The sequence below is a fragment of the Prevotella sp. tf2-5 genome, from assembly GCF_900115435.1.
In the GTDB taxonomy this organism is placed as follows: domain Bacteria; phylum Bacteroidota; class Bacteroidia; order Bacteroidales; family Bacteroidaceae; genus Prevotella.
Genome location: NZ_FOWK01000013.1, coordinates 28,270 through 53,787, shown reverse-complemented (window position 1 = coordinate 53,787; position 25,518 = coordinate 28,270). Strand labels below are relative to the sequence as shown.

The 25,518-nt window shown below is 37.2% G+C and carries 29 protein-coding genes; 1 reads left to right on the top strand and 28 read right to left on the bottom strand.

What is annotated here, in order from left to right:
* Window positions 1–3 precede the first annotated feature (3 nt).
* From BM257_RS12815 to BM257_RS15200, 21 genes are all read right to left on the bottom strand, one after another.
* The gene (locus BM257_RS12815) at window positions 4–1,404 is read right to left on the bottom strand and encodes an AMP-binding protein (protein ID WP_255405832.1); all 1,401 of its coding nucleotides are present in this window, start codon (window positions 1,402–1,404) and stop codon (window positions 4–6) included.
* Between the two features lie 2 nt (window positions 1,405–1,406).
* On the bottom strand, window positions 1,407–2,027 hold the full coding sequence (locus BM257_RS12810) for an MBL fold metallo-hydrolase (protein WP_177216123.1): 621 nt from the start codon (window positions 2,025–2,027) through the stop codon (window positions 1,407–1,409).
* Between the two features lie 82 nt (window positions 2,028–2,109).
* Complete coding sequence (locus BM257_RS12805) at window positions 2,110–3,078, bottom strand: transketolase family protein (protein WP_092073428.1); 969 nt, start codon at window positions 3,076–3,078, stop codon at window positions 2,110–2,112.
* Between the two features lie 5 nt (window positions 3,079–3,083).
* Window positions 3,084–3,899 (bottom strand): transketolase, encoded by an 816-nt coding sequence (locus BM257_RS12800; protein WP_092073425.1) that lies wholly within the window; start codon window positions 3,897–3,899, stop codon window positions 3,084–3,086.
* Window positions 3,899–4,645 (bottom strand): SDR family NAD(P)-dependent oxidoreductase, encoded by a 747-nt coding sequence (locus BM257_RS12795; RefSeq protein ID WP_092073422.1) that lies wholly within the window; start codon window positions 4,643–4,645, stop codon window positions 3,899–3,901. Before BM257_RS12795 ends, BM257_RS12800 begins: the two co-directional genes overlap by 1 nt.
* A 4-nt stretch (window positions 4,646–4,649) precedes the next feature.
* A complete protein-coding gene (gene fabZ, locus BM257_RS12790; RefSeq protein WP_092073419.1) occupies window positions 4,650–5,120 on the bottom strand; it encodes a 3-hydroxyacyl-ACP dehydratase FabZ in 471 nt (156 codons plus the stop codon).
* Window positions 5,120–5,356, bottom strand: coding sequence for an acyl carrier protein (locus tag BM257_RS12785; RefSeq protein WP_092073416.1), 237 nt, complete (start codon window positions 5,354–5,356; stop codon window positions 5,120–5,122). The genes fabZ and BM257_RS12785 overlap by 1 nt, the downstream gene beginning before the upstream one ends.
* Before the next feature lie 11 nt (window positions 5,357–5,367).
* On the bottom strand, window positions 5,368–6,429 hold the full coding sequence (locus BM257_RS12780; RefSeq protein WP_092073413.1) for a 3-oxoacyl-ACP synthase III family protein: 1,062 nt from the start codon (window positions 6,427–6,429) through the stop codon (window positions 5,368–5,370).
* 26 nt (window positions 6,430–6,455) lie between these two features.
* Window positions 6,456–7,142 carry an SDR family NAD(P)-dependent oxidoreductase gene (locus BM257_RS12775; protein WP_092073410.1) on the bottom strand — a complete coding sequence of 229 codons (687 nt, stop codon included), beginning with the start codon at window positions 7,140–7,142 and terminating at the stop codon, window positions 6,456–6,458.
* Window positions 7,139–7,888, bottom strand: a complete 750-nt coding sequence (locus BM257_RS12770) for an SDR family NAD(P)-dependent oxidoreductase (protein ID WP_092073407.1) — start codon at window positions 7,886–7,888, stop codon at window positions 7,139–7,141. Before BM257_RS12770 ends, BM257_RS12775 begins: the two co-directional genes overlap by 4 nt.
* 1 nt (window position 7,889) lies before the next feature.
* A complete protein-coding gene (locus BM257_RS12765; protein ID WP_092073404.1) occupies window positions 7,890–8,117 on the bottom strand; it encodes an acyl carrier protein in 228 nt (75 codons plus the stop codon).
* 44 nt (window positions 8,118–8,161) lie between these two features.
* Window positions 8,162–9,100: an ACP S-malonyltransferase gene (locus BM257_RS12760; protein ID WP_092073401.1), complete on the bottom strand. Its 939-nt coding sequence runs from the start codon at window positions 9,098–9,100 to the stop codon at window positions 8,162–8,164.
* 8 nt (window positions 9,101–9,108) lie between these two features.
* On the bottom strand, window positions 9,109–9,753 hold the full coding sequence (locus tag BM257_RS12755; protein ID WP_092073398.1) for a hypothetical protein: 645 nt from the start codon (window positions 9,751–9,753) through the stop codon (window positions 9,109–9,111).
* An 11-nt stretch (window positions 9,754–9,764) separates the two neighbouring features.
* On the bottom strand, window positions 9,765–10,658 hold the full coding sequence (locus tag BM257_RS12750) for a hypothetical protein (RefSeq protein ID WP_255405831.1): 894 nt from the start codon (window positions 10,656–10,658) through the stop codon (window positions 9,765–9,767).
* A complete protein-coding gene (locus BM257_RS12745; protein ID WP_092073394.1) occupies window positions 10,655–11,536 on the bottom strand; it encodes an alpha-1,2-fucosyltransferase in 882 nt (293 codons plus the stop codon). Before BM257_RS12745 ends, BM257_RS12750 begins: the two co-directional genes overlap by 4 nt.
* 17 nt (window positions 11,537–11,553) lie before the next feature.
* On the bottom strand, window positions 11,554–12,552 hold the full coding sequence (locus BM257_RS12740) for a glycosyltransferase (protein WP_092073391.1): 999 nt from the start codon (window positions 12,550–12,552) through the stop codon (window positions 11,554–11,556).
* A 2-nt stretch (window positions 12,553–12,554) separates the two neighbouring features.
* On the bottom strand, window positions 12,555–13,586 hold the full coding sequence (locus BM257_RS12735) for an acyltransferase family protein (protein ID WP_092073388.1): 1,032 nt from the start codon (window positions 13,584–13,586) through the stop codon (window positions 12,555–12,557).
* 64 nt (window positions 13,587–13,650) lie between these two features.
* The gene (locus BM257_RS12730; RefSeq protein WP_092073385.1) at window positions 13,651–14,907 is read right to left on the bottom strand and encodes a hypothetical protein; all 1,257 of its coding nucleotides are present in this window, start codon (window positions 14,905–14,907) and stop codon (window positions 13,651–13,653) included.
* 15 nt (window positions 14,908–14,922) lie between these two features.
* Window positions 14,923–16,416 (bottom strand): lipid II flippase MurJ, encoded by a 1,494-nt coding sequence (locus tag BM257_RS12725; protein WP_092073383.1) that lies wholly within the window; start codon window positions 16,414–16,416, stop codon window positions 14,923–14,925.
* Between the two features lie 26 nt (window positions 16,417–16,442).
* Entirely contained in the window at window positions 16,443–17,513 is a 1,071-nt protein-coding gene (locus tag BM257_RS12720; protein ID WP_092073380.1) for a nucleotidyltransferase family protein, read from the bottom strand.
* Window positions 17,514–18,079: 566 nt separating this feature from the next.
* On the bottom strand, window positions 18,080–18,358 hold the full coding sequence (locus tag BM257_RS15200; protein WP_255405830.1) for a four helix bundle protein: 279 nt from the start codon (window positions 18,356–18,358) through the stop codon (window positions 18,080–18,082).
* Between the two features lie 33 nt (window positions 18,359–18,391).
* Between BM257_RS15200 and BM257_RS15195 the strand changes: the two genes are divergently transcribed.
* Window positions 18,392–18,589: a hypothetical protein gene (locus BM257_RS15195; RefSeq protein ID WP_255405829.1), complete on the top strand. Its 198-nt coding sequence runs from the start codon at window positions 18,392–18,394 to the stop codon at window positions 18,587–18,589.
* 631 nt (window positions 18,590–19,220) lie between these two features.
* Here the strand turns inward: BM257_RS15195 and BM257_RS12705 are convergent.
* The 7 genes from BM257_RS12705 to BM257_RS15330 form a co-directional block, all read right to left on the bottom strand.
* Window positions 19,221–21,293: a hypothetical protein gene (locus BM257_RS12705; RefSeq protein ID WP_092073371.1), complete on the bottom strand. Its 2,073-nt coding sequence runs from the start codon at window positions 21,291–21,293 to the stop codon at window positions 19,221–19,223.
* A 193-nt stretch (window positions 21,294–21,486) separates the two neighbouring features.
* Complete coding sequence (locus BM257_RS12700) at window positions 21,487–22,104, bottom strand: hypothetical protein (RefSeq protein ID WP_092073369.1); 618 nt, start codon at window positions 22,102–22,104, stop codon at window positions 21,487–21,489.
* Window position 22,105: 1 nt separating this feature from the next.
* Complete coding sequence (locus tag BM257_RS12695) at window positions 22,106–22,816, bottom strand: hypothetical protein (RefSeq protein ID WP_092073366.1); 711 nt, start codon at window positions 22,814–22,816, stop codon at window positions 22,106–22,108.
* 24 nt (window positions 22,817–22,840) lie between these two features.
* A complete protein-coding gene (locus BM257_RS12690) occupies window positions 22,841–23,821 on the bottom strand; it encodes a hypothetical protein (RefSeq protein ID WP_092073363.1) in 981 nt (326 codons plus the stop codon).
* 8 nt (window positions 23,822–23,829) lie between these two features.
* Window positions 23,830–24,585 carry a hypothetical protein gene (locus BM257_RS12685; RefSeq protein ID WP_143096858.1) on the bottom strand — a complete coding sequence of 252 codons (756 nt, stop codon included), beginning with the start codon at window positions 24,583–24,585 and terminating at the stop codon, window positions 23,830–23,832.
* Window positions 24,586–24,804: 219 nt separating this feature from the next.
* Window positions 24,805–25,188 carry a hypothetical protein gene (locus BM257_RS12680; protein ID WP_092073357.1) on the bottom strand — a complete coding sequence of 128 codons (384 nt, stop codon included), beginning with the start codon at window positions 25,186–25,188 and terminating at the stop codon, window positions 24,805–24,807.
* 83 nt (window positions 25,189–25,271) lie between these two features.
* Window positions 25,272–25,481, bottom strand: coding sequence for a four helix bundle protein (locus BM257_RS15330; protein WP_092073354.1), 210 nt, complete (start codon window positions 25,479–25,481; stop codon window positions 25,272–25,274).
* Window positions 25,482–25,518: the final 37 nt, after the last annotated feature.

The following is a 25,518-nucleotide window of genomic DNA, read 5'->3' as shown; positions in this document are numbered from 1 at the left end:
ATCTTAAATCATTTTTTGCATTGTTTGATAATCTAGCTTTCCTGAAGGTAGCGTAGGTATTTCATCCACCACCTTCACATCAAAAGCTCTAATATTCAGTCCTGTTTTATCAACGAGATATTCTTTGATTTTATCTTCCAATCCGCTCTCTGTGACAAAAACTGTAATCTTGTCATCTACACCAACACAAGCGCAACTGGTGGTAATTGCTTTCACTAACTGTTCTGTAGCATCCAAATTACAGCGGTTACCCCATACCTTCACAAACCGCTTCATTCGACCTGTGATATAGAAATAGCCATCATTATCAAATCTGGCAACATCGCCAGTATGTAGAACGCCATGGTTTTCATCTCCCTTGGCCAAGTCCTCTATGCACTCGGCATAGCCCATGCATACATTCGGACCTTCATAAATCAATTCTCCATCGGTATCAGGGGTTGTAATCTCCTGATCATTCACATCACGAACAGAAAGTTTACCTCCAGGAATAGCAATACCAATGCTGGCATATTTCTCCAAGGCCTTATCAAATGGCAGATAACTCATACGAGGTGCTGCCTCAGTCTGGCCATACATAACTATAAACTCCTTACCTGAAGCCTGTGCTGATTCCACATATTCCTTTACGATATTCGCATTGAGCTTTCCTCCTGCCTGTATCATGGTTTTCAATTCTGGCAAATCCATTTTCAAGAATCTAAGTCTTCTTAGCATCTCGTAAGTATAAGGTACACCTGCTATAGAAGTGGCCTTACCTTCTTTCAAAAAGTTTAAGAACTCTCTTTGTATTACAGCCTTATCAGTAAGCAACAAAGTCGCACCTTTTATCAAATGGCTATTGATGACCGACATGCCAAAGCTATAGTACATCGGAAGGGATGTAATTGCTCGTTCCTTCTCCGTTATCTTCAGATACTCTGCAATCGACTCGGCATTACTTCTCAGATTTTTCTCTGTAAGTTTAACAAGTTTGGGACTTCCTGTTGTTCCTGATGTTGTCAGACATAACAGTAAGTCTGGTTGGATGTCATAGTTCGTATCAGCCCAATTAATAAGCGTATAATCTTCGTAGGTTATGACAGGGACACCATGACCTAATTCATCAACTCTCTTCGTCGGTATCCATATATACTCAGGCATATAATGTTTAGCGAGGCTCAGTACAATGTCCATATCCTTACTGCCATCCAGCAATACTGTTGGAATATTATGCGTCATAAACGCCACATAGCCAACAAAACTACCTAGCGTGTTCTCACAAAGGCAAAAGGTGAATTTTCGAGGTTTCATCACCTCAGCTATTGTCTTTGCATCTTTCTCTAATTGAGCGTAGGTTAATGTCTTACCATGCTCGGTTTCAACTGCAATGTTACTTGCAAACTTATTTAAGTCAAACATCATATTCAAATGTTTTTCGTTTCTTTCAAAATAAATGGTTCCCCATGTCCTGGCATAATGATACAGTCCTTAGGCAAACTCTGTAAAAAAGGGAGTGCTTTACTCTCGTAGTCTTTCTTATTACCACCAGGGAACTTTAATATCACAGGATATTCTTTCAATAGCGTATCACCAGTGAAAACCATTTTATCAAAGAGCTGATAACAAGAACTACCTTCGCTATGTCCTGGAGTTGAAGTTACATGAAACTCAAACTCTCCTACTTTAATATCTGCCTCTTTGTCGAAAGTTATATCTGCTTTGATTGTAAATGGCTTATAGGAGCCTTTAAAATCTTGGTATCGGCGTCCGCCATCTTTCATATCTTCTACAGCTAACACCATAGCTACCAAACGTGATAAGGGACGCTTACTGTTGGCTAGTCTGTCTGCACACATAGCCTGACAAAAGACAGACGCCCCCGTATGTTCTTTTAACCATTCTACTCCGCTAATGTGGTCATAATGGCCGTGCGTCAATAGAATGTGTACTTTTTCTGTTCCTTTATCTTTAAATAATTGTAACAGTTCCTCATCCTCATTCGGATCAAAAACCACCGCAGCATTTCTAGATAATAATGTAAACATATTGGACCTAACAGGGGCATATACGCTCCTGTAGGCCAATACATGATGTCCGTTAATCTCGAATGAGAACAGATCCATTAAGTTAAGCTTTCAATGCTTCTTTGATTCTGGCAGCAATATGAGCAGCATCCAAACCTGTCTGGTCAAGCATATACTTATAACTGCCTGCGTGCGGAAATTCAGTCAATCCAATTATCTGCATCGGGGGGATACGCTTGCCGCTCTGAACAATTTCCTCTGCCACAGCGGCACCTAATCCACCACTAATAAAGCCTTCCTCAGCAGTTACCACCAATTTGCAATCGTGACAATACTTATCAATAGCATCCTTATCGAGAGGCTTAATGGTGTGCATATTAACAACGGTACACTCAATGCCTTCTTCCGCGAGTGCCTTAGCTGCTTGAAGTGACTGATATACCATTGTTCCTGTAGCAACAATAGTCACATCTGCACCTTCACGTAGTGTAATGGCTTTACCTATCTGGAAGTCATAATCCTCTTTATACACCATCGGATCACCAGCTTCACCGCACAGGCGCAGATAAACTGGACCTTCATAATCCATCAAGGCTTTTGTGGCCTTTACAACTTCAGTAGAATCAGCAGGTGATAAAATGGTCAAACCTGGAATAGAACGCATCAGACAGAGGTCATCAAGACCATAATGGGTATTGCCCTGTTGTTGAACGCCAAAACCTGAAGCCAGCCCAATAACTTTGATATTATGCTTCATGTATCCGCAGTGAATTTTCACCTGCTCATAGCAACGGGTCGCAATAAAAGCCGCAAATGATGTCACAAAAACATTATTTCCCTCGCTGGCAAGACCAGATGCGACGCCAAGAAGATTCTGCTCAGCAATACCAACATTGATAAACTGTTCAGGGTGAGCTTTACTAAATCGCTCGAGCCCAGAGGATCTAGTAAAATCAGCCGACATCGCTATGGTGTTCTGTCTTCCTTCAGCAAATTCAGAAAAAACAGTTCCAAAAGTTCCACGCTTTCCAAGCATGGACCACGTTCTCATTTGTAATCTATTGTAATCCATGTTAATTATGCGTTTAATTCATTAATAGCTGTTTGATAATCTTCTTCACTCAATGTAGCATGATGCCATTTGTTCTCACCTTCCATGAAAGAGATGCCCTTACCCTTGGTGGTTTTGCCAACAATGACAAATGGTTTACCATCTTTTTTTCTAGATTCGAGAGCAGCAATGATTGCATCAACATCATTACCATCAATCTCAACAGCATTGCAACCAATGGCGTTCAACATATTAGCAAAAGGAATATTCATAATTTCCTTCGTTGTGCCGTCCTGCTGCAAACCGTTATGATCTATAAATATCACAAGGTTATCTAGACCAAACTGAGCAGCTGACACAAAGGCCTCGAAAGTGCTACCTTCGTTGCATTCGCCATCACCCATGGCCACGTATGTGGTGTATGATAAACCTTTTCTTTTTGCATTCAGTGCCTTACCAACTGCAAAGGACAACCCCATCCCAAGACTACCAGTTGAACTTTCTATTCCTCTATCCAGCTGCTTAATAGGATGTGCGGGGTAGCGACCTCCATCAGTCATAAAATTGGAACGGTATTCACCCTCCGGAATAAAACCACAAAGACTTAAAACAGAATATAGTGCAGTATATGCATGTCCTTTACTCAACACAAAGCGATCTCTGTTTTCATCAGTTGTCTTATTGGGGGCAACGTTCATTGCGCCACCATAAAGTACAGCCAAATAATCAGCCAGTGAAAGAGCAGGGCCATAGTGAACACCAATTCTTCCGGTTGCATAAGAAGACTCTATAATTTCTTTTCTTAAATCAAGAGCTAATTGTTTAATCTTGTTACTATCCATTAATTCAGCCCTCCATCAATTCTATATACTTGACCAGTGATAAATGATGAATCATCAGATGCTAAGAACAAAGCCAACTTTGCTATCTCATCAGGCTCGGCATTACGCTTTAAGGCGGTTCTGCGCATGATTTCCTCATTCGCTTCCTCGCCCATCTGTTCTTGCATACGGGTTTTAACCATACTCGGAGCAATAGCGTTCACCCGTATTCCATAAGGAGCGAGTTCCTGGGCCATTGTCTTGGTAAAATAAATCACAGCTGCCTTACTACATCCATAACTGGTATAAGCAGGATAGGCATCAATACCACCAATCGAAGCCATATTGATAATTACGCCCGATTTCTGACGCATCATCAACTTGGCTACTCCTTGTGTAATCTGAACTTGTGCAAAGAAATTAATTTGGAAAACATCCTTAATAGACTGTAATGTCGTCATTTGCAGAATCCCTTTAGTTACAACACCAGCATTATTGATAAGAACATCAACTTTACGTTTGGTTTTGTATAACTCTGATATGAATGCTTTAATACTATCTTCAGAAGAAAGATCTGCAGTAAAAACAACTATTTCTGTTCCAGTCTTTTTAGAAAGTTCATCACAATGATGGACAAATTCTCCATCCTTAGATCTAACACAAGCCAATACCGTTGCCCCTGATTCAGCAAAGGCATCCAGAAAAGCTAAACCAATGCCTCTGTTACATCCGGTAATCAAGACCGTTTTTCCTTGGTTTGTATTCATATGATTAAACTTTAGGTGTTAGCGATTTCCGCTCTTCAGAATCTGACAATGTAAAAGTCATCTCACAAGAGCATACTAATTTCCCGTCAACAGTTGCTCTTCCCTTTCCTTTTGCAATGCCATGGCGATAAGAGATAAGTTCTGTTTCTAAATCTAATTTATCCCCAGGTCGAACCATGTTAAACAATCGAAGTTTTTCACATGAGAGAAGCAAAGCGATCTTTCCTTCATTTCCTTCTAAGGTAAATATAGTTAGAGCGCACATTTGTGTTAACGCCTCAGCCTGTAAAAAACCTGGCATACAGGGGTTTCCCGGGAAATGGACAGGAAAGAACCACTCATTAAATGATAGATTTTTATAGCCACATGCCAATTTACCTGGAATCACTTTCGTGGCCTTATCTATCATCAAATAAGGGTTCCTGTTTACCTGTACCCTCAATATGTCATTGTAATCTAATACTAGCTCGTCCATCAGAATTCAACATCATATTTCTTGAGGATTTCCATTCCTTTTTCAAACGATGACAGATCAACAATATCATCGGTCTCAAGCATAATATCAAATGCATCCTCAAGAGCTGCAACTAAAGTCATGTGACCAACAGAGTCCCAAAGTTCTACTCCCTGGTACTGAAGGCCTTTACACTGATCTGCCGTTACCTGCAGATTTTCTACAAACACGTTTGTGTACTTCTCTAAATTTGTCATAATATAAAATTTTATTTGTATAATAATAATTGTGGACAAACGATTTTATCTGTCTCGAAATAAACACTAGACCATGCCATTCCTACACCAAAAGCACAGCCCATTATTTTCAACTTCTTGTTATTCATCTCCTCATTACATTGCGACACCAGGGTTAGTGGAACACAACAGTTACCAGTATTTCCAAAATCCTTAATACAATAAGGAACTCTTTCTGGTTCTATCTTTAATTTCTTTCTTATTTTGTCAATCAAATATTTGTTTGCCTGATGGAAAACAAAGAAATCAACTTCGTCCATATTCAGACCGTAATGTTCACAAGGACATTTAATCAGTTTGGGACCTACATTTAATCCGAATGCAAATACTCCCATACCATCCATAATCGTATCGATACCTCTTCTTAAAACATTTGGTCTGATTTCCTTATATTCCAAAGATTCTGGTGTTAGCTTATTACGATGCCCGCCCTCTGGAATATATGCAAATTTAAAGTCTTTACCTCTTGTTCCGTGGTAGAAATACATAGTGGGGGCATTTTCATCATATTCCAAAGCCGTTGCTGCTCCTGCATCTCCAAAAATTGGCGCAGTTTCCTTATCTCTTCTGGAATTCAAAAGAGAATTCAAATCTCCATTCATCAAGATTGCTCGCTTAATGGAGCCCGTGGCAACTAGGGCTGTCGCTGTACTCATCCCTATTACCCAGCCGGGACAACCCTGTTTGATGTCTATAGCTAAACAGGACTCCGACAAGCCAAGCCTGTCTTGAAGCAAGCACGAAGAAGGTGGTAATATATAGTCACCTACTGAGCAAACAAACACTATTGCATCAATGCTGTCTCTTTCCCAACCTAGTTTCTCAATGAGTTCATTGCATGCTTTTTCACACAGATCTGCTGTCGTAAAATCTCCTTCTCCAACGGTATGTTTTCTTTCTATTCCCGTTTGAGCTATAACACGCTCAGCTTCTCCATCTTTAAAGAAGGGTAAGTCAATGTTCTCTTCTATATGTTCTGGTACGCACGCTGCCATACCGCGAACTGCTACTTTGTCTATTTTTATAAATGCCATATAAATATAAAATTTTATTTATCTCATTATATTAGAGAATAGCCTCCATCTATCCTAATATCAGCGCCTGTTATCCAAGTAGATGCATCCGACAAGAAAAACAATACAGAATTTGCTATTTCAGAGGGCTTGCCAAACCTCTTTAAAGGAAAATATGATTGCTTTTCTTTGAGCTCCTCATCACTAAGTAGAGCGTTGGCTGTCATTTCTTGTGTAGCTATGACTCCATAGCGTATATGATTAACACGGATATTTTTCTGACCATATTCTAAAGCTAAGCTCTTACTTAACCCGCTTATCGCACTTCCGCATATTGCATTTACGATGTCTCCGTAATGAACATTATCAATACCAGCAAGAGTTGATACAAAAACGACCGATGCTCCTTTTGATATTTTTTTCTTTTTTTGCAACTTCTTACATAACATTACGCCATGTATAACATTTTTATTAAAAAAGTCAACAATTTCGCTTTCTGTTACGAATTGAGACAAAATTGTTTTGTTTGCTCCTGCGACAATAACAAGGCCATCTACTGATGGACATTTATTTACAAATTCTATAAGGCCATCTTCATCATAAGCAATTGGGCCGTCTATCAAATCAGCCCCTGCTTTTTCGCAGGAAGCAGCCACTATCTGTCCTATCTCATAGGTTTGACCTATTACAAGTACAGACTTGTTTTCCAGTGTAAACGGATTATAATTCTTCATATCAGTGTATAGCCTCCATCAATTTTAAGATTATTTCCTGTTACCCACGCTGATGCTTCTGACAAAAAATAAATAATTGCCCATGCTGTATCTGTTGGCAGTCCGAGTCGCTTAATTGGATAGTTCTTTAGTTTTGTTTCTCGCTCTTCTTCATCTAACACACTAATTGTATTAAAAAGGGGCGTTTGTATAATACTCGGATTGATGCAATTTACGCGGATTCCTTGTGCTGCCAGTTCTAAAGCAGCTCCTTTTGCAAAACCACTTAGCGCTCCTTTCGAAGCAGCATACACAGATTCACCATAATGCACACAATATACGCCACAAAGGGAGGATGTAAACACAATAGAGGCGTCTTTTTTGATTTTCTTCTTTTTTAAAAGAGTCTGCGTAAGTAGAATTGGAGCCTCTGTATTTGTTGTTAGTATATCATCAAGGTCGGACGGCTTAATGAATTTCACTGGCAATACTTTACCTATTCCTGCATTATGAGAAATACCATCCAAAGGAGGACACTCATCCGATAACTTTTTTATTTCTTCAAATTTTGATATATCAGCAGCTATCATCTGGTGGCTGCCTTCTTCCAACTGAAGAAATGTTTCTTTCAGTCGTTGTTCGTTTCTGCCCGTAATTATGACTGAAGCGCCCATCTTTGAACACTCAATCGCTGTCGATTGACCAATGCCGGAAGACGCTCCCGTTACCAGAATCGTCTTCCCGCATAAAGAAAAGGGATTGTACATTTTACTTGCTTTCTACAAGATTATACAGTTCCTTGATAGTTGCGCAGCTACGGATATCTGCACCCGTTATCTGCTTGTCGTAGGCCTCATCAACCATTGAGATAATGGAGAGAGCTGTTAATGAACTCCATTCGTCCAGTTCTTTGAACAATGTATCAGCCTTGAACTGATCCTCAGGTGTCTCGTCAAACTCTGCGGCAAATGCCTCTACAAATTCATCTAATGTCATAATTTTAAACGTTTAAAATGTTAATTACAATAGTACTAATATCTCTATTCTTTTACAACTGAAAAATCATGTATCTTACCTTCGTATGTTGGAATATGAAGGAGTGAAGTTACTACTGAATCTGGCTTCATACGCTTTACTATCTTCTGAAGTGTATCGTCTGTTCCACACTCATAAAATTCTTTCACACCATCCTCATCCATTCGGTTTGTCAACTTAGTCCACTGTACAGGATAGGTCATCAGTTTGATCTGATTATCCAATATTTCTTGTGCATTGGTATGTGGTTCGCCATCAGCATCCTGATAAATGGGTATCTGAGCATCTTTAAAATTAAGATTCTTCAACTCAACGCCTAATATTTCCCCCTCTTCTGCAGAATTAGGAGAGTGTCCAACTCCTTTCATTGGGAGCACTAAAGCCCGTTTGGCTCCCATCTCCTTCAGTTTCTTACATGCTTTCTTAATGCTGGCACGTGCGCCAGTAATCACCAATTGGCCTGGCCCGTTGTAATTTGCAATATAGAGGTTTTCACCATCTTCGTCACCCACTTGCTTCAGTACATCTAGTACTTGCTCATCAGGAACACCAATGATAGCCCCCATAGCACTTGGATGTTTCTGGAATGCCTCGTAAAAAACTTCTCCACGCTTCTTGATAAACGGAAGTGTTTCTTCAAAGGTTAAGACACCTGATACAACCAATGCTGCATATTCGCCAAGTGAGTGTCCTGCAACACAGTCTGGTTTTACCTCTTCCTGCCCCAGTGCAAGGGCGACTTCGTAGATAAATATACCCATCTGCGTATAGCGGGTATCCATCAGTAGGTCTTCTGTCGCATTAAAAAGTGTATCTGAGAATCGTTCTCCTAACACGTCATTGGCCTGTTCGAAAATGGCTTTTGCCTTTGGGAAAGTGTCATAGAGATCCTTTCCCATGTGTTCTTTCTGGCTACCTTGGCCAGGAAACAAAAAAGCTTTCATTCTTATTATTATTTTGGAAATTTAAATTTATACTCATCAAGGTACAGAACGCAACTCATCCGCTCTCGGCCATCAGGCATTATAAATGTTTCAAGCGGTTTTGAACCATTCTTCAATTGCATTTTCACAACCTTCTTATTGATAGTATCCATTTCGCCATATACTTCCTTTATGCCAAACATCTTCATAAAAAAAAGCATCAGGTCTTGTGTATAGATTGACATATATGAATCGTCCCTTCCAGGCAGCCATGCCCAGAATTCATTTCTTGCACCACTAGAATTGATAAATTTCTTGGTGCTTCCTTCTCCTGTTGATTTAAACCGGTCTAATGCTGCTTTGATTATTTTAGGGTTTGCCAGTGCTGTTGTAAACAATGGCCATATGAATTTCCATTTGTTGCGACGAAATGTCTTGAACTCCATGGCCGTATCCATCGAGCCACTACTAAAACCGAGAATCTTGCCATTCAACTCAGCACATACAACTATCTGCCACGGGTCATTTAAGACCATCTTATAATATTGTTTTAAAAAACTCTTATTGACGTGAGCAAAAAAACCTTCGCCATACTTGTCACGCACATGATAATGCACATTCGCAATTTGTTTTGCATCGCTTGGCTTTGCCAATCTAAATCTTATTTCACTCATAATAAACTATATTATTTCCCCCAGTAGCATCCGCCTTCTACTAATGACGCATTCTTGGGTTTATCTTTGTCACTAGGATATACAAAAAAATGATTTATATAATTTTTCGTTTCTTCAAGTTCTTCATACCGAACACTTTTGATTCCGAACAAAAACTGTAATATGCCTCCCATATGTACAGCTTTCTTGCCCATACGTTTTACATGGGCTGCCAGTGGCAGTCCATATGCGCCACAACCTATCAAAGCTATATCATAATCTTTTTTGTTTATTTCTGACTTCATATAATCGAGTGCTTCAAACCAATCTGCATACTGCACCTTCTCTCCAGCAATCGACTGAACAGCTTTTACAGTTTGGAGGCTCGCAAATTCAGGTAATACTAATGGATTTGCAAACAATCTATCTCTCGATTCATTATACTGTTTCTCAACTGTCTCAGCGAAAGGATGAACAACTAACACACGCTGTCCTTCAAGAGCTGCTGTCCAAGGCTGTTCCTGTGAATAAAACGTGTCCATTGATGTTTTCCTTATCATCTGCTTCTCACCTATCCAGTCTTTAAAAAACAATTCCTCAACACGCCAACTTACCAGCATGTCCATTTCCTTCACATCTTCCTTATACTCCTTATAGAAGCGTTTAAGATTCTCGTGAGTCACAGGGAAAAAGCCTGATGCAGTTTGTATATTATAATAAGTTCGCGACTTCAATGGTAGTGACATCGGGAAAAAGCGAGAATACCATAATGTTTGTAGTTCAGTAGAACCAAAACGGGATATCATACAAGGCTCATTGTCCTTTATGAGATCTACAATGCGCTTCGTATCTACATCCAAACCTTCTGCCTTTGGAGCGAATGCCGCGTATATTTTATCAACAAAAGAAAAAGTACGATATTTCATCTTCCTGAAATTTTAATCCATTCCTTTGGTATCATGTCTAGTGAATCAGTATAATTCACCCACGGCGTAGGAGTTATAGTCTGGTGTCCCTCTCTCTCATTCAGCCAAGCTCCCCACCATGAAAACGAAGAGTTTGCAATAATATTAACCTTGGCCAAGGTCATCAATTGCATATCACGAAAGCTATTACCACCATGATTATGATCTACATAAATTATCTGGTATTTGTCCTGATAGTCCAAGAATAGTTTTTTACAATATTCTATGTCATTACTAAATATAAAAAATATCGGATTCTCACAAAAATTAATTGCCTTTGATATAGCTCTCCAATAAAACAAGTCTGTACATATATCCTTGAAGGGTGGAGCATCTACGTAATCACCTCTTCTTATATGCAAAGTTATTGAGTCTACCGAACTAATCTGGTGTGCTATTCGTCTGTTTTCTTCGTCTTCAAACGGAGGGAATGTAAATGCGCTCCTTATCTTATCCATAAAGGGTCTATGAAGCTCTGGATAATGCCAATATCCCTCAAAATACCCATTGCCCTCCCAATTATTATATATTTCTTTGTATTCAAACCAAGGTTTCTCTATGCATTCCGTTTTTCGGCGGGGCATGATGCGTCTCAGCAATCTGGACGGTTTGTACCAAGGTAAATACCATGTCACTCGTAGTATCTGCCACCATTTCGCAGTCGGCAGTTTTTGACCAAATATTCTATCCAACTCATATCCATTGTGGAGACCATACCCATGAAAATGTCCCAAGTCAAGTAGCACTTCCTCTTCTGGGTTCATTGCTTTCCACCTAATGGCGTATGCATACTGGAGCATCTGATTCCCAAGACCACCTATAATATTTACTATCTTCATTTCAATTATATACTTTCTTACAAATTACAGAAAATTGGGTCCAATACACTATCTATATCATACTTCGCAGCTTCTCGTCTACTACAATCTGACATATCATGTAAGTCCTCTTCACCATTTATAACCGCGAGCATCGCATTATTAAGGATTTCCGGATCATTGGCGGGTACAATTATGCCAGATTGCTTATCAGAGATTATTTCTGTGTTTGCATTAAAATCTGTTGCTATTACAGGCAGACCACATATCAAGGCATCTACTAACGTTCCAGGAAAGCCTTCACCCTCATAATATGTTGGAAATACCAACACATCGTAACTTGCTAATTCGTCATATCCTTCCTTTTGTTTTAGATCCAAATAACCTTTAAAAAACAAGTTAGTACAATCTAATGACGAAAAATAATCCCTATTATAACGTTCCGTTTCTTTACCATAAATTGTAAGGCTACAGTCCGCATTCTCAATTTTCTTGAATGCTTCAAGCATAACATCAATTCCCTTTTCTTTTAGCAATCTGCCAACATAAACAAACCTTATATTCCCAGTTTTCACTTTATGAATTGGATAATAATCAATTTTTTTAAAGTTTGGGCAATAATATATATTTGTAAAACCACATTGATTTAATGCTTCTTTCAAATAGTTTCCTTGCACAAAAATCATATTGTAAAAAGATAATGTTTTAATATCTCTTCCTGACACATACTTAAGAACATCACCCCCTGGAACAAACAACAAAATATTTCTATCAATATGAAAAAATTTAAATACGCTGGCTAAAGCTTTTGCTCCTCGTATCCCATAACTTACTACTATTAATCTATTATGATAAAATAATGTCAAGAGGATACTTGAGATCAATGACGTAAATGCGCTTTTCTGCCAGGTATCATAGAATTTGGTATCATATCTTTGTTGAAACCACCTGAGCATATATTGATTTCTCGTTTGTACGCCCCCACCTGTTGGTGATTCTCCGTGTTGTATGTTTGCAAGAAATAATAGTTTCTTCATACTTATTTGTATCTTACTTTGCCCAGTAAAAGCTGTGGTAATACATTCAACTTTTCAATGATCTTTATTAATAGAACGCATATTAACATTGAGCATATAAAAGACAATAATACTGTCAATGAATAATTGATATTCCATGATTCAAAATACTCACAAACTACTCGCATTACGATAGATATGTAAATTGCATATATTCCCAAAGTGATTGTTCCTATATATGTAACAACTCCAACCATTATATTATTAGATTCTTGTGTTACAAATCTCAAGCAAATAGAAAACATCATAACAATACCCATCACTCCTGTTACATAATAGTATAACATATTTATAGCGATGTTTGGATTATTGATAAATGAAGGACTGTTTCCCATTCTCCAAAATAAAGCTAATACAAACCAAAAAGGAATGTAAATATACCATGTTCTTAGAAGGAGATTTTTTATCTTATCTATATATGCTCTTGACATCATTCCGAGCAAAAAATAAATGGTATGCCTGGCGAACAATGAAGTTCCGTAATCCACTCGACCTCCTGTAACTTTCCTTAAATATATAGCAATTGCTGAGAACATTATAAACACTGCTATTGAGCCTATGATATATAGAATGTGTAATCTCTTTTTGCCACCACCAGATTTCGAATTTATTACGTTTATAATTATGAAAAAAGAAGTTATATAGAACAGGACGTACAGGAACCACAATCCACTATCTGGCGTTTCTATTATTTCCACCCAGCGTAATATAGAAAAATTTCCATGAAGCAATATGCCTGCTATTAGAGGGTACACAAAAAATGGCATTAACAACTGATATGCCCTCTTTTTTATATCATCTAATGTATTTCTTAACTTATAGGACACAAAACCACTTAAAAACATAAAAAGAGGTATGTGGAAACTATAAATCAAATTAAATATAGTATTATCTCCTGGTAATGGATTAATTGTCTGTATGGCATGCCCCCACACCACTAATATAATTGTAATTCCTTTGAGAAAGTCAATACTTTTAATACGTACCTTTGACATAAATCGACTATACTAAATCCTTAACATACTAAGATTGCTGGAGGACAATAGGTTTCCTATATTTTTATTTTTTTCGTGTTTGGAAAAACCCTAGATAATGTATGCTTACATTGTTCAGTTGTGCATAAATAAAAGAAACAGGTAAGAACTCAAAAAATATAAATCTTATGAAATTAATAGACTGCGCTCTGATTAGTGCAAAAAACAAACACCCCATAAGTGCGAACATAAAACGATTAAACAATTTATTATTCGTTTGCATAAATCTATTCCAAAGCTTCAATAATGCGCCTATTATTATACCATTATACAAAAAACCAAAAAAACCTGCAAAAAGATAACCTTCTGTAAAAGGATGAAAGCCAGCACTCTGAGAAGCAGTAAACTCTACTCCAAATATTTTTGGGGATATTGTTATATAAAGCCATTCTCCTCCCATTGAAGGAAACATTTTCAAAATCTGTGAAGATACAACAGCATAAGGTGCAACAATATTCTTAGCTTGAACTCCAATTATGTTATATGCAGGGGCCATATAGTCTTGTTTCAGCAGAGTTTCGGCCAAACTTCCTCCATCTTCAATGCCTCTTAAGGATGACATTTGAGTCGCTATATATATAAATAATAATGCAGATACACCAACAATTAAAATTTGTTTTAATTTAAGTTCCCTACCATATAGCCATAAAAGAGCCAAGATCATAAAAAAACCAAGCATATCTGATCTATTTCCTGTAATAAAAGCATAAGAAAAGAAAAGCATAATGTTGTATATAGCAAATAATTTTATCAAAATACTTTTCTTCTCTAATGTTAGTAAAGGTAGTATAACAAAAGCTGGAAGACTTTTAACTAGTGTATCAGTTATGGTGATAGAATTAAGTTCATAGCCTTCTGACCCATTTTCTACCAAACTATGATACGTAATAAGATTAATATTTGTAAACAAATAATAAGATGAAATAATACTAAAAAGGATAACAATGCCATATCCTATCCACTTATTGCTACTTTTTTTCTTGTAAACAACATTGTACACTCTATTCTTACTTTTACTAAAACTGAAGAATAAAAACAATGATAATAATGATAGACTAACAAATCCATAAAAATCATACCAGACATCTCGTCCCCAATAATCATCGGCAAAATGATGAAAGAAACGGTATGTTATTTCTGTTGGTAGTAAATATAGGTACAAAACCATACAAAATAGACCGAACAATCTGTTTTTTGCCCAGATAATATAAATTGCGCCCCCCCATAACAATGCCTGTAAAAATATCAAAACAGCATCAAGCGTATCACTATACATCATCATTTTCTTTCAATGATTTTAAGAACGAAATACCTTTTTATTAACAGCACAGAACACTGCACTTTTAAATACTTTTGAAAGTATTATATCAACTATAGCAACATAAACAAGCCCCGCTACAACCAAAGAGAGCAGATTGTTTATTTGCATTGCTAACGTCAGATTATACACATAGAATGAAACAAAAGCCGCAGCTATCAATATACATATTTGCCCCATTAAATTAATTATATATCGTATTGAGAAAATACTATTGTATGAATTTATATGACCAAGCGACAATAGCACAAAAATTGCCATAGCTAATGCTTCAAAAACTCCTACTCCAACATAATCAACATTATTTGCTATAATAACAGAACATCCCAGGAACATTATTGTTACCACAGCACTTATGATTGCAAATATCTTTTGTTTTTCCAAAGAGTAAAAAACATTACGCGTAATGTTCATAATTGAAATTAATACTCCATCAATGAAATAAAAAGGTAGCACTGCCGAAAGGTTGTTCACTGACTCTCCTGTGAATTCACCTCTCATAAATAGTATTTCGATAATTGGATGCGCAAACAACGATGCAAATACCGCTACGAATGAAGCAAAGATAAATACGACCTCTAATTGTCCCCTAAAGCTAATCAAACCTTTATGAACAATTTCCGAATCAGTAGAAGCAAGGTTTCTAGCCATATCTGGGAAAGCGACCGTCGCCATCCCCATACTTGCTGCTGTTGACAAGAAGCCGCCAAAACTATGAGAATAACCCAACAAGGAAATGCCTCCTACATATTCTAATCTCCCTGCCCATAAATAAGCTATCGATGCAAATGCATGGAATGGAAGAAAAGAAATAATTATCATACAGACTCTTGAGATGAGCTTTGTACTTTCTATTTTCACGTTTGCATTTGATTTATGAAATAAGTTCCCGTAGTATCTATTTATTATCAGGGAGACAATTGCTGAACATACCATGCCAGCAGCTATTGACCTTACTCCAAGTACATCATGTAATAAGACGACGGACAGGATAATAAATACATAAACAAGTAACTGTGTAGATGAGACTATCAGGAAATTCCTGAAATAATTCTGCACAGATGCCAAATAGCCATTTACTATAGAAATATAACCATTTAGCCAAAATAAGGATGACAAAAGGAGGGCTAGGTTATAATAATCTGACGCATCAGTATCTATGATATTACTCAAATTCAAATAAGTAATCCCAAATCCTACAATAGATATAATTAAAGCTATTCGTGAAACATATATTTTTACTTTGTAAATATAATCATCCAGTTTTGACTTCTCGAAACGCGCGAAAGTGGGAAAGAACAATGATGAGAATATGGTTCCTGTAGCGCCTGTAATTATAGCGGGTATCGATAGTAAAGAGAAATAAATATCCATCTCTTTGCCGGAGCCGAAATAATTGGCGTATAGCATCTGGCATAAAAAGCCTAATACACCACAAACAACAAACAGGATGCTTATAATAAATGTTCTCATGTACGATCAAATAAAATAAGAGTTTTTCATTTTTCTACTATCAAATGTTTCTTAACATAATCCCACACTAATGCGAAAGGGCGAGATATCGGCTCTGATGGGAACTCAATTATAAATTTCATTCTATAAAGTATTTCATGAGCATAAGAGATAATAATATTATTGTGACATCTGTTGTTTTGAAGGCCAAAGTTTCCACCCTTCAACATCTCCTTTAATACCATCTTTCCTGCTTTTTCATTTGTTTTTGCTATATCTGAATTCTTATCCAGTCCTAGTGTCTCTTTTTCTATCCATAACACTGCGCAGAAGAAATTATACATTCCACAGCGCTTCATTATGCTTACAGCCTCCTGCTTATCTGTGTCCGAAATCTCCTGCTTTAACAGGTAATAATAGTCTATAGCATGGCGCAAACCTATACCCTGTGTAAAAAAATGGCGCATCATGTGGGATAGCTGGAACACAAGATTAAATGCATTCGACGGTACAGCATAGCCATCGCAATTAATATTGTTGAATTGTGTCTCGCTGGTCTTTCTAAAAAACTGCTGTAATCTATAGTTGTGCCACTTGTTATAACAGAAAGATGGATAATAATGTACCTCCACTTCTACATCATTAAAAATAGGATAGTCCATGTGATGATACTGTACATTCATATCAGGAAACCGCTGATGGACAAATGCCGCAACCTCTTTCTTTGTTCCTTTTAACCAGACATCAATATCTCCGGGTTTCCGCATTGTTGGGTTGGGATACATCAAAGAATTGCCTTGCCCCTTCAGTATACAGGATTCTCTTCCTTGTTTTTTCAGATACTCCGTCAACTCCTTCACTCGCTGGTTCACCAACTTATTCTGACTCTCTATCATATTAACCTGGCCAATCCACTCAAAGAGCAACTCCTGTGGTATGTCTATCTTCCTACTCTTACTCAACCGGTCTATTCCCGCAAGCACTATGCCCTCAATCGCCTGTTCCTGACAGAACCGATAAAGTCCATGCCAGTCCATGCCAGTCACATTTGGTACATCCGATGGATTCTCTTTTAGACAAAAGCTTAGGAAATTTAGATTGATATTTCTGTCAAACATCTTTTCTATTCAAATTACTACCGAAGCGGAGCCAATATATTGCAAGTATAAGACTGATTATTGCAGGTATAACGATTAACAACATCCACACGAAATTTGTCGTCCAATATGATGATACGAAGCCAAATAATGCAACAAGAGAATATAATACTACAAGAAAATACTTCTTTTTTGCAGTAATTATAATATTGTTTTGATTAATCAATTCCATGACATTCAATTGTTGTTTAAAAGGGGACAGGCCCGCTGTTATTGAACCTTTTCGTTTTATGAGAGACCAACTTACAATGTAAGAAGTAAGAGGTCAGATGTAAGATGTAAGTGTTATTTTAAACGGGACGGACAGGGATGAAGATGTCTGATGTATGATGTTAGATGTTAGATGTATGATGTTATTTAAAACGGGGCGGACAGGGATGAAGATGTATGATGTCCGATGTATGATGTAAGATGTAGATGTATTTAAAACGGGACGGGAGGGCAGAAAAATTTAACTTAACTTACGAGAGAGACCCGCCCGGAGCCCGAGAAGATGTCTGAAGTCTGATGTATGATGTCTGATGTTGTTATTTATCTTCACGAAGTTGCCCATCAATCTTTTTACAGCGATGAACAAGTAACTTTACAAGTTCTTCTGCATCGTTATAAATGCTCTGATATTGCTTATCGTCAATGTATTTGTTGCGATGAAGAAGTTCTATCCAGTATAATGATTCTCTTGCCTCTTTCAGTGCTATATATGACTTCGCTCGGTAATCCGTTTTACTTACTGCATTGGTAGCTTCAGCATTATTAGCTCCTATACTCGTTCCCGACCTTAATAGTTGGTTGGCTAAAGCCGCCACCGATTGAAGGTGTACGGGAACTCGTGATGTCTGATGTCTGACGTAGGATGTCTGAGTTTTATTGCGTCTGTCAGCCCTCTGACTTCCGCCATCATACCTCTTGCTGGCAGCTTGCTCCAGAAGGTAGTCATTCAACCTTATGATTCTGTCGCTGAAGGCGAGGCATTTCGCTTGTATAGCTTCGCTAACTTCGCTCATGAGGTTAGATGGAAGATGTTAGAGGTGAGATGATAATCCCCCCGGGATTAACCAATTTCGGAGGCGTTCATTAAGGGGAGATGAATGATGTTATTACTTTGAGTATGACAGGGGTCAGGCTCCTGACAAATGAATGCAACATCCATGCACTTTAGTTTTGGTGTGAGGGGAATGTGGACTTATCCTTTGGATACATCTTGCCCTTCCTTCACTACCAGGGATTTTTCATGGTGGTGAGGGGATGTTAATGGGTCCTAAAAGGATATAGGTCAACGAGTTACCACCTCTACACGAGGGACTTGCGTCCCGTAGATTCAATAGGGCTTGTGTCCTATAACGGGGCAAAGGTACAATTTTTTTAGCGGATTTTCAAGTATTTTACTAATTTTTGTTCTTATTTTGTGTACACGAATATGTTTTTTTAAATCGGTTAGAGGTTAGCGGTTAGTGCTTCTTTTCCGATTAGGGGTTAGCGATTAGAGGTTAGAGCTGTTTCATAAAGGAATTGCGCAAACCAGAAAGCAACTTACGATGTAAGAAGTAAGAGGTCTGATGTAGGATGTATTATGTTATTCCATCTGCGGACGAAGAAGTTCTACTATCATATCCATATTGCTCATTTCATCACAAGAGACTTTGCTCATCACGAACTCACGCCAAATATTTAATTTAATATCCTTACAACTTTGCCATCTTTAAAAAAGATAACAGTCTTAAAATTATATTTCCATTCCGTATATTGACCTGATGAATCTATCATGTTGGAAACTGATAGAGGTCGTCCCCATGCATCCTTGCACATCTCAGGTGTCATCCCTAGTGTTATAGTATGTTTGGCAATGAGACTCCCTTTGTCCTTACCATACTTCTCTATCATATCTTGTTTGTTCTGTGCTTCACGCTTTGCAATATTATCCTGATAGTCCTTTTGTTCCTGGAATTTCTTCATCGCTTTTAGGGAATTTATGTGCTCTGTATCCTTAACGCTCTTTTCTAAATCATCCACTTTAACAATATAGCGATCTATGTATGTATTATAGGTTTCACCCCTTACAGCAAATAGTTTAATCCATGCAAGCCTGCTATCTAAAACATCTTCTGTCGTATAATATCTATGCCAAATAGACTTTTTCATTGGGCTTTCTCTTTTATATAAAGAAATACCCCGAGAATTGTTCAAATCATCATATTTGTTTGTTACCTTAACAGCAAATTTACCTGTATTCTTACCTTCCAAAATACAACATACATCATTTGTTTTGTTGATTACAACATCGGAACAATAGAAAAGTGTGTCTTGCTGGAAAACAGTTGCGCCAGTTATGGCATCCTTTAATTTTTTATAAGTACTACTAACATCAAATATGAAATCTGTTCTGTATGACATCATGACAGTCTTGTTTAATAATTCCTTTTTGATATAATCAACATACTTGATTGGTACAAAAGATGTCGGAATTAGATCTGATGCAAAATATTCATATGAATTAACTGAAAGATAGTAAGTACTTGTATTATCTATGCTCTCAATTCTTAAACCATAATCAGACGATATTGTAAAATTAAATTTTTCTTTATTTATTTTTGCTTCGGCAATTTTTTCTTTTATCTCTGATTGTGGGGCATATTTTTCACCCAACATCTGCAAAATATCAAGTTGTTCATTTCTTGTGTATTCAAACTCATCTATCTTATAGCCATTATTAAGAAAAGACTTCATCTCCTTTCGAAGATCATCACCGAATAAAACTGCCGTCACAACATAATGACCTCGCGGTATAGTTACATTAGCACCATGACCAAGCCCTATTATTTTTTTTTCTTGAAGATCGATCTTATAAACGTCTTTATCCCTAAAATCATTTTCATAGATACCACCGTTTGTAAACAACGTATCTCCTACTATATTTCTAGAAAAATAGGAATATTTGGCGATATAATCATCCAAATCGTTTGTGTAGTGAGTATTTAAATAGGTTCCATCATACCCTTCACAGCTATTGTCGATAGACAATGGCTCATTAATATAGCTTGTTGCTGTAAGCTGTTGGCTATAAGGATTTGCATCTGCATTTAAGACATCTTCAATCGTTTGTACTGACGGAATAGGCTCTTTTGTATGCTGGAATTCTATAGTGGAACCTTCTGAAATATAGATTTGCCATGTACCAATCTTTGTGACATATAACATGGAAGGTGGTGTAAAAGGCAACTTAATATCAAACCCATTTTTTACTGTAAGCGACCTTATATTAGGGAATACACTACCTGCCACCTCCAAATAAATAATTTTATCGTTGATTATTTTATTTATCTCATATTCACATTCAGTTTGCCTGATTGGTTCATAATTCTCTTTTATACAAAACGCTCGTGAATCGATGATAAGTTTTGGAACATTATATATTGGTTGATTTTGTATGTTAAACCTATAAATAGGACCTTCATATGATCTACCTACTAAAGGATTACCATCAATATCAATAGGTCGAGACACTTCAGAGATATCCAAAACTTTCAAATTAGACATTTTGGAGATGACTTTATAATCATTATCTGACAATTCCTCGCCTTGAATTACCAATTTTTCTATCATCGGTAATTCGTCCTTTGATACAGACTTTTTGAGTTTGTCTACACCAGGTAATTGAATCTCTTTTGTATTGAGGTTGTCATCCTGTGCTTGTGTCATTAATGGCACAAGAAAAAGCAGGGCGGAAAAAAGTAATTTCTTCATAAACTCATGTAAGTCATTTATAACGACAAGTAATGACAAGGGACAATACTGTCATAGGCTATCATATCCATATTGCTCATCTCATCACAAGAAACTTTGCTCATCACGAACTCACGCAGGATAGCATTAATAGTCGCATCTTTTATTGCATCGCATCTCCAAAAGCCTGTAACCATGCCTTCAACTCCATCAACTATTTCACAATTCTTTTATTTCCTCCTTTGGAAGTATTCTTAAGATCTTCATTAATTGAGTTGATATCTTTCTTAACTTCTTTCACTTCAGATTCAACATCCTTGATTTGCAACTTGGTTTCTTGGATTTCTTCTGTATGTTTATCTTGGGTTCCAAGTACCTTACTATAAGAAAGAATGAAGAACAGTGATACTATGGCGGCTAACACCGCGATGGCTCTAACAAACCACGCTGTGGATAGTTTGCTTTTTATTTCACTACGTAAATCTTTAACCTCATCGTTTATCTTATCACCCAAGTCTTTCCGTATCTGAACATGAGCATCTTCATTTTGATTCTGGAAATCGGTAATTTTGTCATCTAAATGAGTATATTTGTTCCAAGAATCGGATTCAGTAGGACCATTCATCGTACTTTGTGATGAATTTATTATCCTGCTGCGGTCATCCAAATTGTCTTCTTGTTCAGTAACGTCTCTCTTTGGACGATTTGAGTTCTTAGCATATTGCCGTACTTTCTTGAAATTATCCTCAAGATTGTACTCATCTCTATATACTTGTTGTTTAGGAGGTGTTGGGCGTCCTCCACCCCTATCTCTATTTCTGTTATGGCTCATCTTATAATTCCGACAGCATTGTATATAAGTCTTTCTCTACAGAAAGTGAGAGCGTATAAATATCTTTGATGAGTGATACCTTGTCTATCGGCTTTTCATCATTTGTAATATAGTTATCCGTATCAATGGCAACACCTACATGTTTCTTGCAAAAAGAATTATTGAACTCTCTTTCATAGAACGGATCAACTGTATTTAAAGGTCCAATCTGATACATACCTCCTGTGTAGGTCAAATTGAAAAGTAAATCATTGGCAGGAAACTTCGACAACTGCAATCTTTCCGGGAATAGTTTCAGGAAATTAGATAATATTGTATCGTAGGAGGAAGACTTTGTATAATATGAACCCATTACACGACAGCCAATACGCCTAACAACCCCTGTACCAATAACACCGGTAATCTTTTCATACAACTTTGAAAACCTGTCAAAATAGGATTCTATTGAGTCTATTTGTAATGACATGATATTAATCCTATTGAATCGAACAGATACAAAGTTACGAGCATCGTCCCTATTCTCACAATCTCTAAGGTTTACCTCAGAAGGGCCAACTTCCCAATGAGGGGTATTGATAAGGCCAGATGACAAGACAGTATCCACGATTTGTCCACGTTTATCAAGCATAGACACTATAGGATCAAAACGTGTCTCAATAATGATTTTTCTGTTGCCTATGACCTTCGAGTCAAGATTATTTGCCAAACTCATATCAATATCTTAATTGTTGTCATACTACTTATCAAACAGACTAAAATCTGGTCGCTGAAGCATATTGTAATTGGCGGCATTATCAGAAAAGTATCTCATAAACTTATCCTTTGCGCCATTGGATAGTGATTTAAATAAACTTGGTGACATTACCCATCCTTCAATACGTGCTGCAAACAAATCAGTTAGTTGCATTTTCAAAGCGACATCGTCAAGGTTTGCCCAAGAATCGATATATCTAACGAGATAATCATTTGTATGATCCTCATGATAACCAACGACTATTTCTAATGATGTGCCAGTTGGTATCACATGAATAAAACCGGTATCCCATACCTTACCTTCAAAAGATTTCTCTATGCCTCTGGATGTGCCTGCATCTACCTCATAAGAAAATGTAGCAGAAGCGGCTACCGCTATCTTAGAATAGCTATAGCGACGAAAATGGAACTTTGAAGTTGGTGCATTCAACTCTGATTCAATGAGTTTCCTATATTCATTCAAATCACGTAAACCCAATTGGTATCCTTTCAGTTCTGTATTGAGCATTTCCGCAGGAAAGTTTAGTGTATTTGCTCTTTGTATCCTCTTGGTTATCTCAATATTTTGTTCTTTCTTGACTATTTCTGCACAAACCACACGATAGCTTAAAAGTAACTGAGTCTCATAATCACCAAAATCAAGATTGCCTTGCTCTATTTTCTTAAAGAGTTCCGTATCGTGTTTGTCGCAAAACACAGAGAGTGAAATAGCTTGGTTTATTCCAACTTGTCTAAATTCTATTGGACAATCAATAGCATTCCACTTAAAGAAATCAGTAGGGCGTGCCTCTATCAGATGGTTATTCTCAGCTATATTGTTTAAAATACCATTGCGCTGCAACAGATGTGAATTGATAGCAGCCTCTTCGCAACCGTCAACCTGGCAATGATGCCTCATTGTATGAACATTCTTAGTAATGCCCTGCAACGTCTTCATCTGCTGTTTATCAAATCCACCAGCCATGTTTTGTATTACTTCTTTGTACTGTCTTTTTTGCTTGTATTGATAAACTTTATCTCTTTACCCTCTCTTATTACCTGTGGAGGTACGTCATGTGTTTTTGAAGGATCAAACTTCTTTTTTTTCTCTTCTCCCATATTGTTTTTTGTTTTATTGATTATTTCTCTATTATCTATCTTATTTGACGCGATTACTATCGTAGAGCTTGCAAAATAAAAAACGAAAGTTACGCTTAAACAGATAATGCACCAAAAATGCCAAAATCCTTTCCATTTGTTTGCATTCTGCAATAGTTCGAGAGATTTCTCCAAATTTCTTAGGTAAGAGTGTTTTACTCCTATATTCGCTTCTTCGTCATCTAAGCCTTCATCTTTATAATTATTCAAATCTTCGTTAAAGAATATTGATGGGGATATTTGCTGTGGTATATTTGCCGGCCAAATATGGAGTATGAAACATATAACGGATGCAATTATTCCAATAAAATACAAGGAAAATATTGACAATACCCACCATTCATTCTGTCTTTGAAATATGAAAGTTACAATCTGAGGAAAATAGACAAACAATATGCCAAATATCGTAAGAAGGATTGCAGTCTGTCTTCTTCTCCCTATCAAACGATTATCCTCAAATCTAATTAATTCCTCATGCATCCTGATATTATTGTTAATATCCAGGAAATTATAAGGGTCGTTAATTGAAGTGTTATATTTATCAATAGCACTTTTGAGAGATTGAGTCGTTGATGATAGTGCTCTGTTCACTGTCTTTACCCTCTCAAATAGCGGCTTCAATAAACTTGATAACATATTCAACAAAACTCTTTAATTGATATCTCAGCATTTACATCATGTTTCTTGTATCGCCTCATAAATTCATTGCATCGTATACTCCAGACTATCCATGTCATCAAAGTAGCACCAGTGTACATCCTCTACACAGTCCCCTGCTGTTTTCCGTAAGGTTCTTCCGTACGCTTCGAACTAAATACTAATGTTCAGTGCCCTCAGCCTCAGTTCTTCTGCTTTCTTATCTTGTTCTAACTTAAGATGAGTCAATCTCTTTAAGAACTCCTTTACCACAGCATCAGTCTTTAGCTGTTCCACTGCAACATCTGCAATATCCTTATTCAGTTTCTCTATCTTATCAAGAGTACTCTTTGATACCGTACCTTCAGCCAAATCCTTTTCTACGTTCTGTGCATCCTTGCAATGAAGCATCAGCTTCAATCTGTCAAGCACCTGCTTATCTTCATCTGGCACTTCTGGCAACGCAATCAGTGCAACAATGAGTGCCTCATATTGCCTAATATAGCTCACAAAGCTATCATGCCAATTTGCTATATATTGTTGTTGTACTGTTTGCATTGTATTATTTATTTTCTTTTTTGTTCTGACTGGCTGTATCGAACGTAAGATGTCAGATGGATGATGTATGATGTCTGATGTTGTTATTTATCCTCACAAAGTTGCTCATCAATCTTTTTGCAGCGATGAACAAGCAACTTTACTAGTTCTTCTGCATCGTTATAAATGCTCTGATATTGCTTATCGTCTATGTATTTGTTACGATGAAGTAATTCAATCCAGTACAATTGACTCACGAGCTTCTTTAAGAGCAATAAAAGATTTTGCACGATAGTCTGTTTTACTAACAGCATTTGTTGCCTCGGCGTTGTTGGCTCCGATGCTGTAATA